The organism is Agrococcus casei LMG 22410, from assembly GCF_900163565.1.
GTDB classification, from domain to species: Bacteria; Actinomycetota; Actinomycetes; order Actinomycetales; family Microbacteriaceae; genus Agrococcus; species Agrococcus casei.
The window spans coordinates 90719-113343 of the sequence record NZ_FUHU01000026.1; the positions used below are offsets into that span (position 1 = coordinate 90719).

Genomic DNA, 22625 nt, shown 5'->3' on the forward strand with positions numbered 1-22625 from the left:
GCACGTGTTTCGCCTAGGCTTGCACCGTGAAGGCGATCCGCAAACTCACCGTCCGCACCACGCTTCCCGAACGACTGGCGTCTCTCGAGACGCTTGCCACGAACCTCCGATGGTCGTGGCACCAGCCCACGCGCGAGCTGTTCCGCGACCTCTCGGTCGAAGGCTGGCGCGAGACCGGTCACGACCCGGTGCAGCTGCTGGGCTGGATCGGCACCGAGCGACTCGAAGAGCTCGCCGACGACCCCGAGTTCGTCGCACGCGTTGATGCGCTGTCGCGCGACCTCGACGACTATCTCGCCCAGGCCAGGTGGTATCAGTCGCTCGATCGGCCTCCGACGGGAATCGGCTACTTCTCGCCCGAGTTCGGCATCACCAGCGCACTGCCGCAGTACTCGGGCGGCCTCGGCATCCTCGCCGGCGATCACCTGAAGACCGCGAGCGACATGGGGATTCCTGTGGTCGGCGTCGGCCTGTTCTATCAGAACGGCTACTTCCAGCAGCGGATCTCGCGTGACGGCTGGCAGAACGAGCAGTATCCGGTGCACGACCCCGACGCCCTGCCGCTGACGATCCTGCGCGAGCACGACGGCCGCATGGCGCAGATCGTGCTGGCCATGCCCGACGGCAGATCTCTGCGCGCACGCATCTGGCAAGCGACTGTCGGACGGGTGCCGCTGCTGCTGCTCGACTCGAACATCCGCGAGAATGACGCAGATCTGCGGCATGTGACCGACCGCCTCTACGGAGGCGCCGGCGAGCACAGGCTTCGCCAAGAGCTGCTGCTGGGCATCGGCGGCGTGCGGGCCCTGCAGAAGCACGCCGACATCACCGGGTCGACGATGCCCGAGGTGTTCCACTCGAATGAGGGGCACGCCGGGTTCCTGGGCGTCGAGCGCGTCTCGAGGCTGATCGCGCAGGGCATGACCTTCGACGAAGCCGTGACGCTGGTCAGGGCTGGCACGGTGTTCACGGTGCACACGCCGGTGCCTGCCGGAATCGACAGATTCGCCGTCGACATGGTGCGCGAGCACTTCTCGGCAGATCTCACCCCGGGGGTCAGCGCAGACCAGGTGCTCACACTCGGCGCTGAGTCCGACGAGTCGATGTTCAACATGGCGCACCTGGGCTTCTCGCTTGCGCAGCGCGCCAACGGCGTCTCGAAGCTGCACGGCAGTGTCGCGCGCGGCATGTTCGCAGACCTCTGGAGCGGCTTCGACGCCGACGAGGTGCCCATTGCCTCTGTCACCAACGGCGTGCACGCTCCGACCTGGACTGCCGTGCCGATGAAGCAGCTGGCCGCCGAGGTGCTGGGAGCCGAAGACGCCTCGCAGGCCGACTGGGCATCCGAGTCCCTCTCTGATGACACGCTGTGGGCTGTGCGCGGCACCATGCGCCGGCACCTGGTCGAAGAGGCGCGCATGCGCACGGTTCGCCGGCACGAGCGCAATGACGGCGTGGCTCCAGCGTGGGCAGGTTCGGTGCTCGACCCGGATGCGCTCACGATCGGATTCGCAAGGCGCGGGGCGACCTACAAGCGGCTGACGCTGATGCTGCACGATCCAGAGCGGCTGAAGCGGCTGCTGACTGACCCCGAGCGGCCGATGCAGATCGTGATCGCGGGCAAGTCTCACCCGGCCGACGACGAGGGCAAGGCGCTCATCCAGCGCGTGGTGCAATTTGCGGACGACCCCGAGGTGCGCGGTCGCATCGTCTTTCTCGAGAACTACGACATCGCGATGGCGAAGACGCTGTATCCCGGCTGCGACGTGTGGCTCAACAACCCCCTGCGGCCGATGGAGGCGTGCGGCACGAGCGGCATGAAGGCGGCGCTCAACGGCGTGCTGAACCTCTCGATCCTCGACGGCTGGTGGGACGAGTACTTCGACGGGCAGAACGGATGGGCAATTCCGTCGGCAAGTGCGCACCTGAACCCGCAGGAGCGCGACGATCTCGAGGCAGCGGCCTTGTACGAGCTGCTCGAGCACGAGGTCGCGCCGCTGTTCTACGAGCGTGACGGCGCGGGCATTCCTCGTGCCTGGCTCGACCGCGTGCGGCACACGCTGAGCTCGATGAGCGGCGAGCTCTCGGCAGAGCGGATGCTGGCCGAGTACGTCGAGCAGCTCTACGTTCCGGCCGCGAAGGCCGTGCGTGCGGCGTCTGCCGATAGCGCGAAGCTCGCTCGCCAGCTCACAGACTGGCGCCAGCGCGTCATGCGCGACTGGAGCTCGCTCTCGATCGGGCGCATCGAGGCCGGGGGAGTCGACCGGGTTCCGGCTGTCGGCGATGCGATCGGCGTTCGAGTCAGAGTGCAGCTCGGGTCGCTGCGGTCGAGCGACCTGCGACTCGAGCTGATCGCCGGGCCGGTGAGCGAGGAAGGCGACATCAGCGTGGCTCGCGTGGTCGAGCTGCGCCCGGATGCAGACGACGCTGGAGGCGAGACGGTGTTCTCGGCGAGTGTCGACCTGCGCGAAGCCGGAACATACGGGTACACGGTTCGGGCTGTTCCCTCGCACGAGGGTCTGGCCAGCGCAGCCGAGCTCGGCCTGGTCGCCTACGCCGAGGCGTAGTCAGCCGACGGTGCCGAACGGAGTCGGCGCGGGCGGCGACGGAGGCGAGTCGGTGCGGTCATTGACCGCGTCGGCCTTTCGCGTGACATCGGGTGCGTGCCGGACCTCATAGATGTGCACGCTCATCTCGGTCATCTGCACGGTCTCGCCGGGCAGCCGGACCGCGTCTTCATGCACGTCGAGCGCAGAGTCGAAGACCAGCGCGAACTCGGTCATCCCGTCTCCGGAAGGCAGCGTGACATCGCGATCGTGCGCATCCGCGTGCGTGATCACGAGTGTGCGAGCGAAGGGCTCGTCGATCGGCGTGCTCGACACGAGGTACTGCACGGTTCGGTCGCCGTGATCCTCCCAGCGCTCCTGCGACATGTGCTCGCCGGAGGCATCGCACCAGATGATCTGGCTGGAATGCGCCAGCTGCTTGCCCTCTTCGCCGAACTCGATCGGTCGCAGGGCGGCGGATGCGCGACGGATGGCGAGCAGCCGCTTCGTGCTCTCGAGCATCTGCTGCTGCCACTCCTTGCGATCCCACAGCAGCCACGTGAGCGCTGAGTCCTGGTTGTAGGCGTTGTTGTTGCCTCGCTGCGTGCGGCCCCACTCATCGCCGGCGGTCAGCATCGGGATGCCGGCAGACGTCAGCATCGAAGCCATGAGGTTGCGCATCGCCTTGCGTCGCCGGAAGCGTATGTGCTCGTCGTCGGTCTGCCCCTCGGCGCCGTGATTGTACGAGCGGTTGTTGTCGCTGCCGTCGGCGTTCTGCTCGCCGTTGCCCTCGTTGTGCTTCGCGTCGAAGGATGCGAGGTCTGCGAGCGTGAATCCGTCATGGGCCGTCACGAAGCTGACCTGGGCGAGGGGCCCGCGGTCTGCCGAGAAGACTCCGGCGCTGCCCGAGACAGCGTGGGCGAATGCTCCGGTGCTGGTGTTCGCGGTGCGGCCGTGGTCTAGCTCTCGCGAGTCGGTGAGCCAGAAGTCGCGAAGCGTGTCGCGATATCGGTCGTTCCACTCAGAGAAGCCCTCGGGGAAGCTGCCGGTCTGCCAGCCGCCCATCCCGACGTCCCATGGCTCGGCGATCATGCGGATGCCAGAGAGCTGGTCGTCGTCGGCGATTCGCTGCAGCAGTGGGTGCTCAGGGGTGAACTCGTGGGCGGCATCACGGCCGAGCGAGGCGGCGAGGTCGAACCGGAAGCCGTCGATCTGCACCTCATTCGCCCAGTAGCGCAACGAGTCGATCACCAGCTGCTCAGCGGCAGGAGTCGCGGTGTTGACGGTGTTGCCGACGCCGGTGGTGTCGATGTACTGTCCGTCATCGGTCTGCCGGTAGTAGTTCGCGTTGTCGATCAGCCTCAGGCTCGTGGCGTGCCCGCCGATGCCCTCTTCGCTGGTGTGGTTGTAGACGACATCGAGATAGACCTTGATGCCCGCTTCGTGCAGCAGGCGCACCATGCCCTTGAACTCGCGCAGCACGCCGCCGGTCGTGTCGAACTGCGCATCGCGGGAAGCGTAGAGGTTGTGCGGCGTGAAGAAGCCGAGTGTGTTGTAGCCCCAGTAGTTGACGCGTCCCTGGCGCAGCAGTCGCTGCTCCGAGACGAACTGGTGCACGGGCAGCAGCTGCACCGTCGTCACGCCGAGGCTCTGCAGATACGCGATCGACTCGGGGTGGGCGAGGCCGGCGTAGGTGCCGCGCAGATGTGCCGGAATCGCGTGGTTCAGCTTCGAGAAGCCCTTGGCATGCACTTCGTAGACGACTTCTCGATCCAGTGCGATCTCGGGGCGCGAGACACCAGCCCAGTCGAACGAGCGGTCGATGACGGTCGCCCGGTACTCGCCGCGGCGCGTGCGCACGATGCCCTTCGCATAGGGCGCGAGAGCGTTGCGCTCCGGCTCGAAGCGATGCTGCGGCCCCTCGGGGCCTGAGACGCCCAGCGCGTAGGGCACGCCGATGTCGAGGCGATCAGACTCCACGGTCCAGACGCCGTCGTCGTCGCGCTCCATCGGCACCCGGTCGATGAGCCAGTCGGGGTCGCTCGGGTCGAAGAGCCGAAGCTCCATGCCGGTGGCGCTGCCGCTCCAGACCGACAGAGTCCTTCCGCCATCAGACGGGTGCATGCCGAGTTCTCTCACGGCAACTATCGTAGATGCGATGCAGTCGTTTGCCGGGTACTTCGATCACGCAGCCACATCTCCGCTGCGTGCCTCTGCGCGCGAGGCGATGCTCTCGCTCGGGCCGCTCGCCAACCCCGCCTCGACGCACCGGGCCGGGCAGCGCGCTTCGGCGCTGCTCGAAGACGCCCGCGAGCGCATCGCGCACTGCACAGGCGCGCATCCGACCGAGGTCGTCTTCACGTCCGGCGGCACCGAATCGATCAACCTGGCGCTGAAGGGCCAGTGGATGCAGACTCCGGCGACGAGGTTCGTCGCTGCGGCGATCGAGCACCACGCCACCCTCGACGCGCTCGAGTGGCTCGAGAAGCGCGGAGCAGCCGTCGGCTTCGTGCCCTGTGACGCGTCGTCGGTCACCGATGCCGACGCGTTTCGCGCGGCGATCAGCGCGGGCGACAACACTGCCGCAACCGTCTCGCTGGCCAACAACGAGACGGGCGTGCTGCAGCCGATCGAAGCCATCAGCAATGCCGCCCGTGAGGCGGGCGCCACGCTGCACGTCGATGCGGTGGCGGCGCTCGGCCATGTGCCGGTCGATTTCGCTGCCATCGGCGCCTCGTTTCTGTCGATTGCCGCACACAAGGTCGGCGGGCCGGTCGGCGTCGGGGCCCTGCTGGTCGCCCGCAGCGCATCCGTCACTCCGCTTGCCCACGGCGGAGGCCAGCAGCGAGGGCTGCGCTCAGGAACCGGCGATGTCGCCGCCGCCGTCGGGTTCGCTGCGGCACTCGAAGAGGCGGTGGCCGAACTCGACGCTGCGTCGTCGCAGCTGCGCGGATGGTCGGATCGGCTTCGCGGCACGCTTGCGGGCCTCGACGGCGTGAGGGTCACCGGGTCGGCTGAGATCAGCATGCCGAACGTCGTGCACTTCACGGTCGAGGGGGCAAGTGCCGAGGCGCTCACCTTCCTGCTCGACGAGCGAGACCTGGCGACCTCGAACGGCTCGGCCTGCACGGCAGGCGTCGTGCAGGAGTCGCACGTCGTGACGGCGATGGGTGCCAATGGTGCGCCGCTGCGGCTCTCGATGGGCTGGACCACGACGGACGACGACGTCGAGCGCCTCATCGCGGTGCTTCCCGAGACCATCGCCCGGGCACGGCGAAGCCGCTAGGTTGCACGCGGTTGTTACGCTTGTCACATGCGTGTTCTTGCAGCGATGAGCGGTGGAGTCGACTCCGCGGTGGCAGCCGCGCGCGCGGTCGACGCAGGTCACGAAGTGGTCGGTGTGCATCTTGCACTCTCGCGCATGCCCGGAACCCTGCGAACCGGCGCACGAGGCTGCTGCACGATCGAAGACTCGATGGACGCCCGCCGTGTCTCGACCGCACTCGACATCCCGTATTACGTGTGGGACTTCTCCGAGCGATTCCAGGCAGACGTCATCGACGACTTCCTGTCTGAGTACGCCGAGGGCCGCACCCCCAACCCGTGCCTGCGCTGCAACGAGAAGATCAAGTTCGAGGCGCTGCTCGACCGCGCCATGGACCTCGGCTTCGACAAGGTTGTGACCGGGCACTATGCCCGTGTCGAGAACGGGGCCGACGGCATCGAGCTGCACCGCGCATCCGACGAGGCGAAGGACCAGTCGTATGTGCTGGGCGTGCTCAACGAGCAGCAGCTCGAGCACTGCTGGTTTCCGCTCGCAGACACGCCATCGAAAGAGCTCGTGCGCCAGGAGGCCGAGCAGCGCGGCTTCGCGCTGGCCCGCAAGCCAGACAGCCACGACATCTGCTTCATTCCCGACGGCGACACCCGCGGCTACCTCAACGACAAGCTGGGCGAGGCCCCCGGCGACATCGTCGACCAGTCCGGCGAATCGATCGGCTCGCACGAAGGCGCACACGGCTACACCGTCGGCCAGCGCCGTGGTCTGCACATCGGTACGCCCGCCCCTGACGGCAAGCCACGGTTCGTGCTCGAGATCAGGCCCAAGGTGCGCGAGGTCGTCGTCGGCCCCAAGGAGTCGCTGCAGGTGACCCTCGTCGCCGGCACTCGCATGTCGTGGGCGGGCCGCAAGCCGGCGCAGATCGACGAGGGCATGGATGTGCAGGTGCAGATCCGTGCGCACGCTGAGCCAGTCGACGCGTTCGCGCAGCTGGTCGACGGCGAGCTCGTCATCCGACCCGAGCATCCGCTGGTCGGCGTTGCCACCGGGCAGTCCGCCGTCGTCTATGCGGGCACGCGCGTGCTCGGACAGGTCACGATGGATCGCACCGAGCGTCTCGAGCCCGAGGCCGTCGCAGTCTGATCCTCGGCGATAATGGGTCGCATGAGCGATTTCGAAGCCGCCCGCGCCCGTGCCGCAGAGCTTGCTGAGCAGATCGAGCACCACAGGGAGCGGTACCACGAGCTCGACGCGCCAGAGGTGAGCGACGGCGAGTTCGACGCCCTCCTGAACGAGCTCGGCGAGATCGAACGCGAGCACCCCGAGCTCGCAACACAGGATTCGCCGACTCAGACCGTCGGAGGGCAGGTCTCGCGCGGCTTCGCTCCGCTCGAGCACGCCGAGCGCATGCTCTCGCTCGACAACGTCTTCAGCATCGACGAGATGAATGCCTGGCTGCAGAAGACCGATGCCGCGGCCGGGGGGGTCGACTGGCTGTGCGAGCTGAAGATCGACGGTCTCGCGATCTCCCTGCACTACGAAGACGGCGAGCTCGTCTCGGCCGCGACCCGCGGCGACGGACGCATCGGCGAAGACGTCACCGTCAATGTTCGCCGCATCCCCGCGATCCCGCAGCGCCTCGAGGGCGACGACCTTCCGGCCGTCGTCGAAGTGCGCGGCGAGATCCACCTGCCGCGGGCGGGGTTCGACGCGCTCAACACCCTGCAGCTGTCGCTTCGAGAACGATACATCGAAGAGCGAGGCGGCGGCGAGCGAGCGACTGAGGCGGCAACCCGGCGCTTTCCGTCGCTCGCCAACCCGCGCAATGCGGCGGCGGGAGGGCTGCGGCAGCAGCTCGACCAGAAGACGGGTCTCGACCACGAGGCAGGGCTCGCCCGCCTGACGAGCCTGCAGCTGCTCGTGCACGGCATCGGGGCATGGGAGCCGAGCGTGACGACGCAGAGCGACGTCTACGACCTCCTGGCGTCATGGGGCCTGCCGACGAGCGATCGCTCGCGCGTGGTCAGCTCGGTCGAGCAGGTCGAGGAGTTCATCAAGGCCTATGCGACCGACAAGCGCGATGTCGCCTACGACATCGACGGTGTGGTCGTGAAGGTCAACGACTTCGCCTCGCAGAGCGAGCTCGGCACCACATCCCGCGCGCCGCGCTGGGCGATCGCGTACAAGTACCCGCCCGAGGAGGTGCACACCAAGCTCCTCGACATCGCCGTGGGCGTGGGCAGAACCGGTCGTGCGACGCCCTACGCGATCATGGAGCCCGTGCATGTCGCAGGCTCGATCGTGCGCCAGGCGACGCTGCACAACCAGGACGTCGTGAAGCTGAAGGGCGTGCTGATCGGCGACACCGTCGTGCTGCGCAAGGCCGGCGACGTGATTCCCGAGGTGCTGGGTCCGGTCGCCGACCTGCGTGACGGCAGCGAGCGCGAGTTCGTCATGCCCGCCGAGTGCCCCGAGTGCGGTGCGACGCTGCGAGCGATGAAAGAGGGCGACATCGACCTGCGCTGCCCCAACGCCGAGTCATGCCCCGCACAGGTGCGCGGCCGCGTCGAGCACATCGGCTCGCGGGGCGGTCTCGACATCGAGGCCCTCGGCGAGGTGACGGCCGCCGCACTGACGCAGCCCACCGTGCCCGAGCATCCGCCCCTCGTGACTGAGGCACGGCTCTTCAGCCTGACGATCGACGAGCTCGTGCCGATCGAGGTCTACGTGCGCGACGCCGAGACCGGTGAGCAGCGCGTCGACGACGAGGGGCAGCCGGTTCTTCGCCGCCCGTTCCAGAAGGTGCGGCTCGTGTATCCGCCGGGCGCAGAAGGCATGTCGGCCACAGAACGACGCAAGGCAGGCATCAAGAAGGACCATCGCGAGGTGCTGCCGTCGTCGCAGGCCGAGATGCTGCTGGCAGAGCTCGAGCGCGCCAAGACGAAGGAGCTGTGGCGTCAGATCGTTGCGCTCAACATCCGTCACGTCGGCCCGGTCGCCGCACGCGCGCTCGCCGACTGGTTCGGATCACTCGAGGCCATCGAGAGCGCCGAGACCGAGGCGCTTGCTCAGGTCGAGGGCGTCGGACCCATCATCGCCGAAGCGGTCGTCGACTGGCTGGCCGTCGACTGGCATCGAGAGATCGTGCAGGCGTGGCGGGATGCGGGTGTGCGGTTCGCGACGCCGGATCACCCGGGTCCCGGGGCTGTCGTGCAGGCCGAAGGCGTGCTGACGGGCTTGACGGTCGTTGCCACAGGAACACTCGACGGGTTCACCCGCGATGGCGCCAAGGAGGCGATCATCGCGGCCGGCGGCAAGGCAGCCTCCAGCGTCTCGAAGAAGACCGACTTCGTCGCAGCCGGCCCGGGGGCAGGATCGAAGCTTGCCAAAGCGGAGGAGCTCGGGGTCCGAGTGCTCGATGCGGCCCAGTTCGCCGTGCTCGTCACCGAAGGGCCGGACGCGCTCGCATGATGCAGACGCTGGCCGTCGAGGGATACCGGTCGATCAGCTCGCTCGTGCTCGGGCTCGAGCGTCTCACTGTGGTGACCGGAGCCAACGGCACGGGCAAGTCGAACCTGTATCGGTCGCTGCAGCTGCTTGCGGACTGCGGCCAGGGCAGGATGATCAGCAGCCTGGCACGGTCGGGCGGCCTCGGCTCGGTGCGGTTCGCCGGAGAAGGGCCCCAGCCGTCGCCGGTCTCGCTTCGTCTTGGCTTCGCCAGCGACAGCATCGGGTACGCGATCGACATCGGTCTGCCGCAGGTCGGGGACTCGATGTTTCGGCATGACCCCGAGATCAAGCAGGAGCACATCTTCGCCGGCGATGTGCTCCGCCCTGCCACGACCCTGCTGGAGCGTCGTCGAGGCCTGGTCAAGGCCGATGGGGTGCGGCTGCAGCAGAACATGCCCGCGTGGCAGTCGGTGCTCGACGAGCAGGCAGGCAACGAGTCCGTGCCCGAGGCCGGAGCGGTTCGCAGGGAGCTGCGGTCGTGGCGGTTCCACGATGCCTTCAGAACCGACGCGAACGCCCCGGCCCGCAGGCCTCAGGTGGCCACGAGGTCGTTCAGGCTTGACGACGACGGGGCCAACCTGGCTGCGGTGCTGCAGACGACGATCGAGAACGGCGGCGAGGCCGAGATCGCGCTGGCAGCGGTGCACCATGCGTTCAAGGGATCGACGCTCGAGATCCAGGGTGATGCATCCGGCCTGGTCGCGGGCCTTCGCCAATCGGGCTTGGCCCGTGTGATGACCGCGGGCGAGCTCTCTGACGGCACCCTCCAGTTTCTGCTGCTGGTGGCTGCGCTCACCTCGGTCGAGAGCCCAGGGCTGCTGGTGCTCAACGAGCCCGAGCGCAGCCTGCACTCGAGTCTGATGCCTGCTCTCGCACGCCTGATCACCCAGACCAGCGAGCGCACTCAGACGATTGTGGTGACACACCACGCCGACCTCACCAGGCTTCTGGGCGGTGCTTCGGTCGAGCTGAGGAAGTCGGCTGCGCGGACCACGGTCGCCGGGCGCGAAGGACGCCTCGACCAGCCAGTGTGGGCGTGGCCCAAACGCTGAGGCCATGCAGCCGCTAGGAGAACATGGCTCCGGCCGTCAGCTGCATGCCGGCAAGCCGCTCGGCTGCGTTGCGGCCGTGGAAGGCGAGCATGATCTCGTCTGCATCGGTCTCGGCCTGCAGGCGCTCGAGGCTGGAGCGCACAGCATCGCCGTCGCCGACAGCGCTCACTCGCATCATGTTGGTGATGCCGCGACCCTGCGGGGAGTCGACCAGCGCATCCAGCTCGTCTTCGGTGATCGACGACTGGATCGGCTGTCCGCGGAGGAGGAATGACTTGACGCGACCGCGCATGACCGACCGCTGCATCTCGCCGGCGACGTCGTTCGACTCAGCGGCCACGACGTTCGATCCGACGATCGCGTAGGGCTCCTGCAGGGCATCGGACGGCTCGAACTGGCTGCGGTAGGCGGCAAGCGCCTGTTGCATCGCGTCGGGTGCGAAGTGCGAGGCGAATGCGTAGGGCAGTCCGAGTTGGGCTGCCAGGCTGGCACCGAACAGCGAGGATCCGAGGATGTACAGCGGGGGAGGCGTGGGTGCGTGCGGCACCGCTTCGACGCCCATCATCGGCTGTTCGCCAGCGAGCAGGCGGCGCAGCTCGACGACGTCTGACGGAAAGCGCTCGCTCGAGCTGGCGTCGCGGCGCAGTGCAAGCAGCGTGCGCTGGTCGGTGCCGGGTGCACGGCCGAGCCCGAGGTCGATGCGATCGGGGTGGATGGAGGCGAGCGTGCCGAACTGCTCGGCGATGACGATCGGGGCGTGGTTCGGCAGCATGACGCCGCCGGCGCCGAGGCGGATCCTCTTGGTGTTGGCCGCGATGTGGGCGATCAGCACGCTCGTCGCGCTCGATGCGATGGAGCGCATGTTGTGGTGCTCGGCGTACCAGATGCGCTCGAACGGGTGAAGCTCGGCCTGCTGCGCCAGCGTCACGGAGTCTGCGAAGGCCTCCGCATACGAGACATCAGGATCAACGGGCGCAAGGTCGAGTATCGAAAGCTTCATACCGAAGCCAACCGCAGCGATGGCGATTCTCTTCCCGCTGCCCGTGAGAGAATGCTGCAGTGATTCTGCCGCTGATTGTGCTCGCCCTCATGCTCGTGTTCGGCGGCATCTGGCTGATCCAGCAGGACACCCGGCGGATCGGTGCGCCGCACCTGATCACCTGGGGAGCTCTGCTGCTGCTGGCGAGCCTCCTGATGGGGGTGCTGCAGCTCATTGCGCCGCAGCCTGATCCCGACGCCTGGTTCCTGACCGCGATGGTCGAGGCAGGGTCGGTCGCACTCGCGCTGCTCGCACTCGGCCTTGTGGCAGTCTTCACCAGCATCCCCGGCGCTCGCACGCGCCATCTCTTCAAGTTCCTCGCCGGATGCCTGGGCCTGGTCCTTGCCGCGGCCATCGTCTGGCTGCACGTCGTGTTCTACGGCGTCGTTCCGGTGCTCGGCACGATCATGCTGTGCGTGATGGCGCCCCTGCTCGTTCCGGCCATGACGCTGATCACCCTGTGGTGGTGGGAGACCGTGCAGCGACGCCTCTACCGCACCCCGAAGCGACGCGAGGAGCACGAGCTGCGCGCAGTTCTGGTGCTCGGCGCCGGCATCAAAGAGGACGGCACCCCGACCAGACTCCTCGCGCGGCGCATCGACACGGCGCTCGAGACTGCGGCTGAACTCCCGCCCGAGACGCCAGTGGTGATGTGCGGCGGCCAGGGCGCCGACGAGCCGGTCACAGAGGCCAGCTCCATGGCCGACTATGCCGAGCGGCAGGGCTTCGACCGCGATCGCATTCTGCTCGAAGAGCACTCGACCTCGACAGAAGAGAACCTCGTCAATGCGCGCAAGCTGCTGACCGACCGAGACGTGCTCTCATCAGACCGCTCGAAGAACCACGGCGTCGCGATCGTCACCAGCGACTACCACGTGCCTCGCGCCGCAGACGCAATGCGCCACACGGGCCTGCGGGGCATTGCGGTCTCTGCTGCAGGGCATCCCGCCTACCGGCAGTCAGCGCGCATCCGCGAAGTCGCAGCGGTGCTGACCGCCCGCCCGTTCCTGTCGATCACGACGCTGCTCGTGACGCTCATGCCTGCTCTCACCGCCCTCCTCAGCCTCGTAGGATAGGAATCATGTCTGACATCACCCGCGAGTCGGTCGAGCATCTTGCGATGCTGGCCAGAATTGCCCTCACAGAAGAAGAAGTCACGCAGCTGACTGGCGAGCTGTCGCAGATCGTCGACGCGATCGCGACCGTGAGCGAGGTCGCCGGCGACGACGTGCCCGCCACGTCGCACCCGGTGCCGCTGAGCGACGTCATGCGCGACGACGTGCCGGGCGAGACGCTCTCGCTCGAAGACGTCTTCCGCGGTGCACCCGCGCACGACGGCGAGAGGTTCCGCGTCAGCGCGATTCTGGGGGAGGAGCAGTAGTGACATCGATCATCAGCCTGAGCGCCGCCGAGCTCTCAGAGAAGCTCGCTTCGCGCGAAGTCTCGAGCGAAGAGGCCACGAAGGCGCACCTCGAGCGCATCGAAGCGGTCGAAGGAAGCATCAACGCCTTCCTGCACGTCAACGACGAGGCGCTTGCCGCTGCCAAGCAGATCGACGAGCGTCGCGCTGCCGGCGAGCAGCTGCATGAGCTCGCGGGTGTTCCCATCGCCATCAAAGACGTGCTCACGACCAAGGGCATGCCGTCGACGAGCGGCTCGCGCATGCTCGAGGGCTGGGTCCCGCCGTACGACGCAACCGTCGTCGCGCGTCTGAAGCAGGCTGGCCTCATCGCGCTCGGCAAGACGAACATGGACGAATTCGCCATGGGCTCGTCAACCGAGCACTCGGCATTCGGCCCGACGAAGAACCCCTGGGATCTCAATCGGATTCCGGGCGGCTCCGGAGGCGGCTCTGCAGCTGCCGTCGCGGCCCTCGAAGCACCGATCGCCCTCGGCAGTGACACCGGCGGCTCGATCCGGCAGCCCGCAGCGGTCACCGGAACAGTCGGCGTCAAGCCGACCTATGGCGGTGTCAGTCGATACGGCGCGATCGCGCTGGCCTCGAGCCTCGATCAGGTCGGCCCCGTCTCGCGCACGGTGCTCGATGCAGCGCTCGTGCACGATGTCATCGGCGGCCACGACCCGCACGATGCGACGAGCCTCGAGCGAGAGTGGCCGTCCTTCGCAGCCGCGGCCCGCGAGGGCGCCGATGGCGCAGACCTCACCGGCGTGCGCTTCGGCGTCGTCAAGGAGCTCGACGCCGACGGCATCTCGGCGGATGTGCAGGCGCGGTTCAAAGACGCAGTCGCGGTCATCGAGGCGGCCGGCGGCGAGGTCACCGAGATCTCGGCGCCCAGCTTCAAGTACGCCGTCGCCGCCTACTACCTGATCCTCCCGGCTGAGGCGTCGAGCAACCTGGCTCGCTTCGACTCCGTCCGCTACGGACTCCGGGTCGAAGAGCCCGGCCAGACGGTCGAACAGGTCATGGCAGCATCTCGCGAAGCCGGATTCGGCCCAGAGGTCAAGCGCCGCATCATCCTCGGCACGTATGCTCTGTCGGCCGGCTACTACGACGCTTACTACGGCAGCGCGCAGAAGGTCCGCACGCTCATCCAGCGCGACCTCGAAGAGGCATTCCAGAAAGTCGACGTGCTCATCAGTCCGGCAGCGCCGACGACGGCGTTCAAGCTCGGCGAGAAGATCGACGATCCGCTGGCGATGTACGTCAACGACATCACGACAATCCCCGCGAACCTTGCCGGAACACCCGGCATGTCGATTCCCATGGGCCTCGGCGCAGACGGTCTCCCGACAGGTCTGCAGCTGATGGCGCCCATGTTCGAAGACGAGCGCCTGTACCGCTTCGGTGCGGCGATCGAATCACGACTGAACGGCGGATGGGCGGGGCCGCTTGCCCTGCAGAACAGCCGACTCGAAGCACTGAGCGATGGAGGTGCCCGATGAAAGACAAGCTGATGGACTTCGACAAGGCCCTCGAGCTGTTCGACCCTGTGCTCGGCTTCGAGGTGCACGTCGAGCTCAACACGCGCACGAAGATGTTCTCGGCGAGCCCGAACCCGGCCAACCCCGAGTTCGAGGACGCCGCACCGAACACGCTGATCACGCCGCTCGATCTCGGCCTGCCGGGATCGATGCCGGTGCCCAACCGCGCCGCAGTCCGATCCGCAATCTCGCTGGGTCTCGCACTCGGATGCGAGATCGCAGAATCATCGAGGTTCGCGCGAAAGAACTACTACTACCCGGATCTGCCCAAGAACTACCAGATCTCGCAGTTCGACGAGCCGATCGCCTTCGACGGCAGCGTGCAGATCGAGCTCAGCGACGGTCGTCTGATCGACATCCCCATCGAGCGGGCGCACATCGAGGAAGACGCCGGAAAGCTGACGCACGTCGGCGGCTCGACCGGTCGCATCCAGGGTGCCGAGTACTCCATGGTCGACTACAACCGTGCGGGTGTGCCGCTGGTCGAGATCGTCACCCGCACGATCGTCGGCGCGGGCGTCGACGCCCCGGAGTATGCGAAGGCATATGTCGCCACGATTCGCGACATCGTCCGCGGCCTCGGCATCTCGGAGGCGAAGATGGAGCGCGGCAACCTGCGGTGCGACGCGAACATCTCGCTCATGCCGAAGGGGTCGACCACCTTCGGCACCCGAACCGAGACGAAGAACGTCAACTCTCTTCGCAGCGCCGAGCGTGCCATCCGCTACGAGATCCAGCGCCAGGCGCAGATCCTCGCAGACGGCGGCACGATCAAGCAGGAGACCCGGCACTGGCACGAAGACACTGGGCGCACGAGCGCCGGTCGCCCCAAGTCAGACGCTGACGACTACCGCTACTTCCCCGAGCCCGACATGCTGCCGCTCACGCCGGCACGCGAGCTCGTCGAGGAGCTTCGCGCACAGCTGCCAGAGCAGCCCGTGGCACGTCGCAGGCGCCTCAAGGAGGAGTGGGGCTTCACTGACCTCGAGTTCCAGGACATCGCGAACGGCGGCCTCGTCGACACTGTCGAGCAGACGATCGCGGCCGGGGCAACGCCGGCATCCGCACGCAAGTGGTGGACGGGCGAGCTGAGCCGAGTCGCCAACGAGCGCGGTGTCGATGCATCGACACTCGTGAGCGCAGAGCACGTCGCCGAGTTGACGAAGCTGATCGACGAGGGCACGCTGAACGACCGCCTGGCACGTGAGGCGCTCGCAGGCGTCATCGAGGGCGAGGGGTCACCCAGTGAAGTGGTCGACAAGCGCGAGCTTGCGGTCGTGAGCGACGACGGCGCGCTGATCGCAGCGGTCGACGAGGCGCTTGCGGCACAGCCGGATGTGCTGCAGAAGATCCGAGACGGCAAGGTCCAGGCCGCCGGCGCTGTCATCGGCGCTGTCATGAAGGCGATGCGCGGGCAGGCTGACGCGGGCAGAGTTCGTGAGATTGTACTTGCTCGGGCTTCCAATTGAAAGGCTTCCTGCGAATTGGTTCAGGTTGCAGGATCCGTGGCATTCTATTCCTATGAGCGATCAAGCTCTCCGGAACGCAACCCGTCCCGGACAATATAAGGAGGGAACAGCATGGACCTCAGCTTTATTGGATGGATTGTCATTGGCCTAGCTGCAGGAGCACTTGCAAAGCTGATTCTTCCGGGTAAACAGGGAGGCGGATTCTTCGTCACTCTGCTGCTCGGTGTGGTTGGCGCACTGCTCGGCGGCTGGATCGGCTCTATGATCGGTGTTTCTGGCGACGGCGTCTTCAGCATCTGGACCTGGGTCCTCGCAGTCGGTGGCGCGATCATCGTCCTGCTCATCTGGGGCCTGATCTTCGGCCGCAAGAAGTCCGGTTCACGGGACTGACTTGATCGAGTGGGATTCCCCAGCAGCACGCGCTCCGCGAAAGCCGGAGCGCGTGTCTGCTGTCCGGGGGCTGGTGCTCGAGCACGGTGACGGCTACGTCGGCGAGATCGTCGATGTCGCATCCGACTCCGTCGGCCTCGAAGACCGACGCGGCAAGGTGCGCAGATTCCCGTATGGGCGTGGGCTGTACTTCGAGGGCGTCGAGATCGAGCTGGTCAAGGCGTCCCAGTCGCGACCCGCGACCGCAGCGCGCGACGACCGCAGCCGCAGCGCATCCGGGTCCCGTGCCGCAGCCGATGCTCGAGCGCGCACAGCGCTGCCGTCGCGCATCTTCGTCGAGGGCCGCCATGACGCCGAACTCGTCGAGAAGGTCTGGGGCCACGACCTCCGCGTCGAGGGCGTGGTGGTCGAGTATCTGGGCGGCATCGACGACCTGACAGACATCGTCGCCGACTTCGCACCGACGGCAGAGCGCCGACTCGGGGTGCTCGTCGACCACCTGGTGCCCGGCTCGAAGGAGTCGCGCATCGCCGACCAGGTGGCGCGCACTCCCGCAGGACGCTTCGTGCACGTGGTCGGGCATCCGTACATCGACATCTGGCAGGCCATCAAGCCGCAGTCGCTCGGCATCAGGGCGTGGCCGGATGTGCCCAGGGGCGAGGACTTCAAGCATGGCACGCTCAAGCGCCTCGGCCTGCCGCATGGCACGCAGGAGGACGTTGCGAAGGCGTGGCAGGCGATGCTCGCTCGCGTGCGCTCCTGGAACGATCTCGAGCCCGCGCTGCTGGGTCGCGTCGAAGAGCTCATCGACTTCGTGACGGTGCACGGCGAGCGGTAGAGTCGAGGCAGTCACAAGCAAGGGAGCACCATGACCGAGAGCCTCATCGTCGGCTACGCACGCACACCGTTCGCCAAGTTCCTGGGCCAGCTCGGCTCAGTGCCCGCGACTCAGCTCGGAGGCCACGCCGGACGAGCAGCGCTCGAGAAGTCGGGAGTCGCGCCCGAGCAGGTGCAGCAGGTGCTGGTCGGTCAGGTGCTGACGGGCGGCGCCGGACAGAACCCCGCCCGCCAGACCGCAGTCGCTGCGGGCGTGCCCATGACGACACCCTCGCTTGGAGTCAACGGAGTGTGCCTTTCGGGCAGCGAGGCAGTGGCCGCCGCACACAGGCTCGTGCAGCTGGGCGAGGCTGACGTCGTGCTCGTGGTCGGCCAGGAGTCGATGACGCTTGCACCCCACGCCGCCTCTGTTCGCGCAGGCGCCAAGTTCGGCGACGCCGCGCTGGTCGACACGATGCAGTTCGATGGTCTCACCGACGCGTTCGAGAAGACCCCGATGGGAGCCAGCACCGAGGGCTACAACGAGCGCTACAGCCTCACCCGCGAAGAGCAGGACGAGTTCGCTGCGAACAGCTTCCAGCGCCACGAGAAGGCACAGGCCAGCGGAGTCTTCGAGGACGAGATCGCGCCCATCGAAGTGGGTCGCGGCAAGCGCGCCAAGACAGTCTCTGCCGATGACGGCGGCCGCGAAGGCGTGACTGCCGAGGCACTCGGGCAGCTGCGCCCCGCGTTCAGCACCGGCGGCACGATCACAGCGGGCAACGCGTCACAGATCAGCGACGGCGCAGCAGCCATTGTGATCGCATCCGATGCGTTCGTCGCTGAGCACGGGCTGCAGCCCCTTGCTCGCATCCTCTCGACGTCGCTGGTCGCCGGAGCAGACGTCTCGCTGCACACGCAGCCCGCAGACGCAATCGAGGCCGCGCTCACGCGTGCCGGCCGCGAGGTCAGCGAGCTGAAGGCCGTTGAGATCAATGAGGCCTTCGCGGCAGTGGGCATCGTGTCGACGAAGCAGCTGGGCATCGACCCCGAGATCGTCAACGCCAACGGCGGCGCAATCGCGCTCGGCCACCCCCTGGGAGCCTCGGGCGCACGCATCATCGGCCACCTTGCGCGCCGCGTCACCGAGCTCGGCTCGGGCACCCTCGGCGCAACCGGGATCTGCGGCGGCGGAGGCCAGGGAACCGGCTTGGTGATCGAGGCCGTCTGACGGGTCTCCTCCCGTAGTATCACTGTGTGAACACGTCTTCTGCCGTCTGGCGCAAAAGCCTCTCGGTGGCAGGCGCAACAGCCCTGTACGGGGTCTCGTTCGGCGCGCTCGCAATCGCATCGGGACTCGACCTCATGCAGACGATGGTGCTGTCGCTGCTGATGTTCTCGGGCGGCTCGCAGTTCGCCCTGCTCGGCGTCATCGCAGCAGGAGGCGGCGCGGCCGCTGCCGTTGCGACCTCGGCAGTGCTCGGTGTGCGCAACACCCTGTACGGGATCTCGCTGAACACCGAGCTTCGGCCGCGCAGGGCCGTCATGCCGGTCATGGCGCACCTGACGATCGACGAGTCGACCGCGGTCGCACTGTCGTCTGCAGACGCACGGATGCGCAGGCTGGGTTTCTGGGTCACGGGCGTCGGAGTCTTCGTCGGGTGGAATGCCACAACACTGATCGGCGCCCTCGTCGGCGACCTGCTCGGTGACGTCCGCACGTACGGGCTCGATGCGGCAGCTGCCGCGGCGTTCATCGGGCTCCTGTGGCCCCGCCTGAAAAACCGCCAGGCAGTGGCAGTGGGCGTGGCATCTGCGGTGCTCGCCACGGCACTGGTGCCGGTGCTGCCTGCCGGTGTGCCCATCCTGCTCTCCGTCGTGGTCGCACTCGTCGTCGGCACCACGAACTGGCTCGGCACGAAATCTAAGAAGACGCCCGTCAAGGAGGCAGCATGACCCTCTGGCACACCGTGCTGCTGGCGAGCATCATCGTGCTCGCGCTCAAGCTCGCGGGCTATTCGGTGCCCGCTGCGTGGTTCGCCGGGGAGCGGCGATCAAGGGTGCTCGAGCTGACGACGATCAGCCTGCTTGCGGCGCTGGCAGCCGTGCAGACGCTCGGACAGGGCGAGTTGATCGTGGTCGACGCGCGTGTTCCGGCGATGGCTGTGGCCATGCTCATGTTCTGGGCGAAGGTGCCGTTCATCGTCGTGATCATCGCTGCCGCGCTCACAGCTGCGGCACTGCGTGCACTCGGGTTGGCGGGGTAGGCTGTCGTGATGTGGCCAAATCCGGCTACTATCGCTTAGGCTTACCCTTCAGCTGTATGCCCGTGAGCAGGAGATGCAATGCCAGAAGAACCTCGCCAGAACCCAGAGAGCACGCAGTCGTTCAAAGACGACTACCGCGCGCAGCTTTCGGCGATGATCGACGGTGCTCGCCCCGACGAAGTCGAGGCAGTGTCGGCGCTTCCCAGTGGCTCGGCTCTGCTGATCGTGCGCCGCGGCCCCAACGCCGGCGCCCGCTTCCTGCTCGACCGCGAGACGACCGTTGCGGGCCGTCACCCCGATGCAGACATCTTCCTCGACGACGTCACGGTGAGCCGCAAGCACGCAGAGTTCCTGCGCACCGGCACATCGTTCGAGGTCCGTGACCTCGGGTCGCTCAACGGCACCTACTTCGACGGCGAGCGCATCGAGCGCGAAAGCCTCGTCGACGGTGCCGAGGTGCAGGTCGGCAAGTACCGCCTCACGTTCTACGCATCGCGCGCGGATGCGGTGTCGTCGGCATGAGCGCAAAGCCCGCACGGCAGACTTCGGGCCTGCTCTCGATCGGACAGGTCCTGCAGCGGCTCTCGTCCGAATTCGTCGACCTCTCTCCATCGAAGGTGCGATTTCTCGAAGACCAGGGGCTCGTGACGCCAGAGCGCACGCAGAGCGGCTACCGCAAGTTCTCGAGCGAGCACGTCGAGCGCATCCGCACGATTCTGACGCTGCAGCGCGACCACTATCTGCCACTCAAGGTCATCCGCACGTACCTCGACGACGTCGACGAGGGTCGTCAGCCGCAGCTTCCCGGCGGCAACGTCGAGCTGTCAGGCCCCAGCATCCTCTCGACCGAGCGCAGGCTCACACGAGCCGAGCTGCTCGAAGAGACGGGCGCTTCGAGGCGCCTCGTGCTCGATGCGCAGCAGGCGCAGATCATCACCAGCGGCGAGCCCTACACCGATCGCACGGTCGCGATCGTGAAGGCACTCGTAGAGCTGGCCGGATTCGGCATCGAGCCCCGTCACCTCCGCGGCATGCACTCTGCAGCCGCGCGCGAGGCAGCGCTCATCGAGCAGGCCGTCAAGCCGATCGCGGGCAAGCGCTCCGCCAACGCCAAGAGCAACGCACAGACTGCGGCCGCTGAGCTGGCTGGTCACATCCAGTCGATTCGCGACGTCCTCACGCAGAACGCCCTCGGCACCCTCTCGCAGTGACTGAGGCAGCACGCGCTCGTGCGCTGCCGCTCATTCTCACAGGCATCGCCACCGGAGTCTTCTCGGGCCTCTTCGGCGTCGGCGGCGGGGTCATCATGGTTCCCGCCCTCGCCATGCTCACGACCATGTCGCGAAAGCGCATCTCAGGCACGTCGCTTGCGGCGATAGCGCCCATGGCGATCGTCGGCGTCGTCTCATACGGATCACAGGGCAACGTCGACCTCGCCGCAGCCGCGCTGCTCGCGGTCGGGGCAGTGGTCGGCGCCCAGCTCGGCACGTGGCTGCTCGAGCGCCTGCCCACACCGATCGTGCGGTGGCTCTTTATCGCCTTCCTGCTGCTGGTGGTGTTCGAGCTGGTTACGAGCATTCCCTCACGCGAGCAGTCGTTCACCCTCACAGTCGGCGCTGCGTTCGCATTCGCCGGCGTCGGCCTCGTGACGGGGGTGCTGTCGGGGCTGCTCGGCATCGGCGGGGGCGTCATCGTCGTCTCGGTGCTGATGCTGCTGTTCGGCTTCACCGACCTGGTGGCCAAGGGCACGTCGCTCGCGATGATGATTCCGACAGCGGTCTCGGGAACCATCGGCAATCTCCGCCGCGGCAATGTCGACATGAGGGCGGGCATGCTGCTCGGCATCACGGCATGCTTCACCACCGTGCTCGGAACATGGATCGCCCAGGCCCTCGACCCCCAGGTCGCGAACTGGCTGCTGGCTGCATTCCTGGGCGTGATCCTGCTGCAGCTCGTGGGCTCCGAAGTGCAGCGCATCCGTCGAAAGGACATCGGTGAGTGAGATCGTCGGCAAGAGCAGATCAGCCGCTGGAGAGTTCTTTCGCGGCGTGAGCTTCATGTGGCGCGGCCTGCGCTGGCTCGTGCGGCATCCGGGGCTCACCGCGCTCGGCGCCGTGCCGCCGCTGGTCGTCGGCGCGGTGTTCCTCGGCCTGATGATCGCGCTGCTGTTCAACCTGAATGCCCTGGTCGAATGGATGACGCCGTTCGTCAGCGGCTGGGACGACTGGCTCATCACGGCGTTCCGCGTGCTGGTGGCCGCAATGCTTGTTGCCGGTGCAACGGTGCTGTTCGTACTCAGCTTCTCGGCGCTCTCCCTCGCCATCGGCGCACCCGTCTACGACGCCATCTCCGCTGCGGTCGACAAAGAGCTGGGCGTTGCAGAGCCCGCCGTCGAGCGGTCTGCCTTGGCATCATTCGGCAAGGCGATCGCCGACGCGGTCAGACTGCTGCTGATCGCGCTGCCGATATCGCTGGCGGTGTTTCTCATCTCGCTGATCCCGTTCGTCGGGGGAGTGCTCGGAGCGGTGTTCGGCGCCCTCGCTGGCGGCAGAGCGCTGGCGCTCGAACTCACAGCCACACCGATGGACGCCCGCGACGAGACAGTCGGCACGCGCCGCAGGCTGTTGGCCGGCTCACGCGCCAAGACGATGGGCTTCGGAGTCGCTGCGTACCTGCTCTTCCTGATTCCCCTGGTCGCGGTGATCGCGATGCCAGCGGCCTCAGCGGGAGCGACTCTGCTGACCCGTGAACTGCGAGGCGAGCCGATCGGCTAAAGCTGCTTGCGCATGGGGCCGGTGTCGGTGATCGAGCCCGGCACCGTGTGAGGCTCTCGTCGGCGTGCGAGCCTGTCGAGTTCGGGGGCGCGCTTGCGTATGGCAGCGAGCGTCGTGCCGAGCAGCTCGGCTGTGTCGCGGTATTTGCCCATCAGATCAGAACGGGTCGTTGTATCGAGCTGTGCCATGCGCCAGTTCAGCGAATTGTCGCGGATGTCGGCGAGTTTGATCTGCAGCGCCAGTGGATTGGCACGGATGCGCGCGACATGCTCGCTGAGCGTCTCGTCGTCCCGGTCGGTGAGGGCGTCGATCGCGCCGAGCACTCGGCGCGGAAACCCCTTGTTCACCAGCTCGTCCCAGGTGAGATTGCCCCACTCGAGCGCGTCGTGGAGCAGGGCCACTGCCTTTGCATCATCGCCGGTCACATCGTGCATGACCCTGATGGCGTGGGCGATGTACGGCGCACCCTGTCTGTCTGTGCATCCGTCGAAGGCTCGAGCGGCTGTGTCGACGGCCTTGACCAGAAGAGGAGAATCCAC

General features: G+C 67.1%; 21 protein-coding genes. 18 read left to right on the top strand and 3 right to left on the bottom strand.

Translation table 11 applies throughout. The annotated features are described in order from the left end of the window. Positions 1–26: 26 nt before the first annotated feature. Positions 27–2567: an alpha-glucan family phosphorylase gene (gene glgP, locus CZ674_RS05415; RefSeq protein WP_086991510.1), complete on the top strand. Its 2541-nt coding sequence runs from the start codon at positions 27–29 to the stop codon at positions 2565–2567. On the opposite strand, the gene CZ674_RS05420 is transcribed toward glgP, so the two are convergent. Then, positions 2568–4685: a glycogen debranching protein gene (locus tag CZ674_RS05420; protein WP_234988447.1), complete on the bottom strand. Its 2118-nt coding sequence runs from the start codon at positions 4683–4685 to the stop codon at positions 2568–2570. Between the two features lie 19 nt (positions 4686–4704). Here CZ674_RS05420 and CZ674_RS05425 point away from each other — a divergent pair, with 19 nt between their 5' ends. From CZ674_RS05425 to CZ674_RS05440, 4 genes are read left to right on the top strand one after another with little or no spacing between them, the layout of a single operon-like run. Further along, entirely contained in the window at positions 4705–5832 is a 1128-nt protein-coding gene (locus tag CZ674_RS05425) for a cysteine desulfurase family protein (RefSeq protein ID WP_086991511.1), read from the top strand. A gap of 27 nt (positions 5833–5859) precedes the next feature. Continuing rightward, a complete protein-coding gene (mnmA, locus tag CZ674_RS05430; protein WP_086991512.1) occupies positions 5860–6969 on the top strand; it encodes a tRNA 2-thiouridine(34) synthase MnmA in 1110 nt (369 codons plus the stop codon). A 12-nt stretch (positions 6970–6981) separates the two neighbouring features. Continuing rightward, the gene (gene ligA / locus CZ674_RS05435; RefSeq protein WP_086991513.1) at positions 6982–9297 is read left to right on the top strand and encodes an NAD-dependent DNA ligase LigA; all 2316 of its coding nucleotides are present in this window, start codon (positions 6982–6984) and stop codon (positions 9295–9297) included. Further along, positions 9294–10388 carry an AAA family ATPase gene (locus CZ674_RS05440; RefSeq protein WP_086991514.1) on the top strand — a complete coding sequence of 365 codons (1095 nt, stop codon included), beginning with the start codon at positions 9294–9296 and terminating at the stop codon, positions 10386–10388. The genes ligA and CZ674_RS05440 overlap by 4 nt, the downstream gene beginning before the upstream one ends. 13 nt (positions 10389–10401) lie before the next feature. Here the strand turns inward: CZ674_RS05440 and CZ674_RS05445 are convergent, their stop codons facing one another. Then, positions 10402–11388, bottom strand: coding sequence for an LLM class flavin-dependent oxidoreductase (locus tag CZ674_RS05445; RefSeq protein WP_086991515.1), 987 nt, complete (start codon positions 11386–11388; stop codon positions 10402–10404). Positions 11389–11447: 59 nt separating this feature from the next. Between CZ674_RS05445 and CZ674_RS05450 the strand changes: the two genes are divergently transcribed. The 13 genes from CZ674_RS05450 (at position 11448) to CZ674_RS05510 (ending at position 22086) form a co-directional block, all read left to right on the top strand. Next, complete coding sequence (locus tag CZ674_RS05450; RefSeq protein ID WP_086991516.1) at positions 11448–12503, top strand: YdcF family protein; 1056 nt, start codon at positions 11448–11450, stop codon at positions 12501–12503. Positions 12504–12508: 5 nt separating this feature from the next. After that, a complete protein-coding gene (gatC, locus tag CZ674_RS05455) occupies positions 12509–12808 on the top strand; it encodes an Asp-tRNA(Asn)/Glu-tRNA(Gln) amidotransferase subunit GatC (protein ID WP_086991517.1) in 300 nt (99 codons plus the stop codon). Then, positions 12808–14331, top strand: a complete 1524-nt coding sequence (gene gatA, locus CZ674_RS05460) for an Asp-tRNA(Asn)/Glu-tRNA(Gln) amidotransferase subunit GatA (RefSeq protein WP_086991518.1) — start codon at positions 12808–12810, stop codon at positions 14329–14331. Before gatC ends, gatA begins: the two co-directional genes overlap by 1 nt. After that, positions 14328–15839: an Asp-tRNA(Asn)/Glu-tRNA(Gln) amidotransferase subunit GatB gene (gatB, locus tag CZ674_RS05465; RefSeq protein ID WP_200810045.1), complete on the top strand. Its 1512-nt coding sequence runs from the start codon at positions 14328–14330 to the stop codon at positions 15837–15839. Before gatA ends, gatB begins: the two co-directional genes overlap by 4 nt. A 111-nt stretch (positions 15840–15950) precedes the next feature. Continuing rightward, a complete protein-coding gene (locus tag CZ674_RS05470; protein WP_086991519.1) occupies positions 15951–16229 on the top strand; it encodes a GlsB/YeaQ/YmgE family stress response membrane protein in 279 nt (92 codons plus the stop codon). 52 nt (positions 16230–16281) lie between these two features. Next, complete coding sequence (locus CZ674_RS05475) at positions 16282–17067, top strand: DUF3097 family protein (protein ID WP_234988449.1); 786 nt, start codon at positions 16282–16284, stop codon at positions 17065–17067. 30 nt (positions 17068–17097) lie between these two features. After that, the gene (locus tag CZ674_RS05480) at positions 17098–18276 is read left to right on the top strand and encodes an acetyl-CoA C-acyltransferase (RefSeq protein ID WP_086991521.1); all 1179 of its coding nucleotides are present in this window, start codon (positions 17098–17100) and stop codon (positions 18274–18276) included. 26 nt (positions 18277–18302) lie between these two features. Further along, positions 18303–19001, top strand: coding sequence for an AzlC family ABC transporter permease (locus CZ674_RS05485; RefSeq protein ID WP_086991522.1), 699 nt, complete (start codon positions 18303–18305; stop codon positions 18999–19001). Next, positions 18998–19312, top strand: a complete 315-nt coding sequence (locus tag CZ674_RS05490; RefSeq protein WP_086991523.1) for an AzlD domain-containing protein — start codon at positions 18998–19000, stop codon at positions 19310–19312. Before CZ674_RS05485 ends, CZ674_RS05490 begins: the two co-directional genes overlap by 4 nt. Before the next feature lie 78 nt (positions 19313–19390). Further along, positions 19391–19834, top strand: coding sequence for an FHA domain-containing protein (locus tag CZ674_RS05495; RefSeq protein WP_086991524.1), 444 nt, complete (start codon positions 19391–19393; stop codon positions 19832–19834). Continuing rightward, positions 19831–20523 carry a transcriptional regulator FtsR gene (gene ftsR / locus CZ674_RS05500; protein WP_086991525.1) on the top strand — a complete coding sequence of 231 codons (693 nt, stop codon included), beginning with the start codon at positions 19831–19833 and terminating at the stop codon, positions 20521–20523. Before CZ674_RS05495 ends, ftsR begins: the two co-directional genes overlap by 4 nt. Continuing rightward, positions 20520–21314, top strand: a complete 795-nt coding sequence (locus tag CZ674_RS05505) for a sulfite exporter TauE/SafE family protein (protein WP_234988450.1) — start codon at positions 20520–20522, stop codon at positions 21312–21314. The genes ftsR and CZ674_RS05505 overlap by 4 nt, the downstream gene beginning before the upstream one ends. Beyond that, positions 21307–22086 carry an EI24 domain-containing protein gene (locus CZ674_RS05510; protein WP_086991526.1) on the top strand — a complete coding sequence of 260 codons (780 nt, stop codon included), beginning with the start codon at positions 21307–21309 and terminating at the stop codon, positions 22084–22086. Before CZ674_RS05505 ends, CZ674_RS05510 begins: the two co-directional genes overlap by 8 nt. Here the strand turns inward: CZ674_RS05510 and CZ674_RS05515 are convergent. After that, entirely contained in the window at positions 22083–22625 is a 543-nt protein-coding gene (locus CZ674_RS05515) for a hypothetical protein (protein ID WP_086991527.1), read from the bottom strand. The two genes, CZ674_RS05510 and CZ674_RS05515, sit on opposite strands and share 4 nt — an antisense overlap.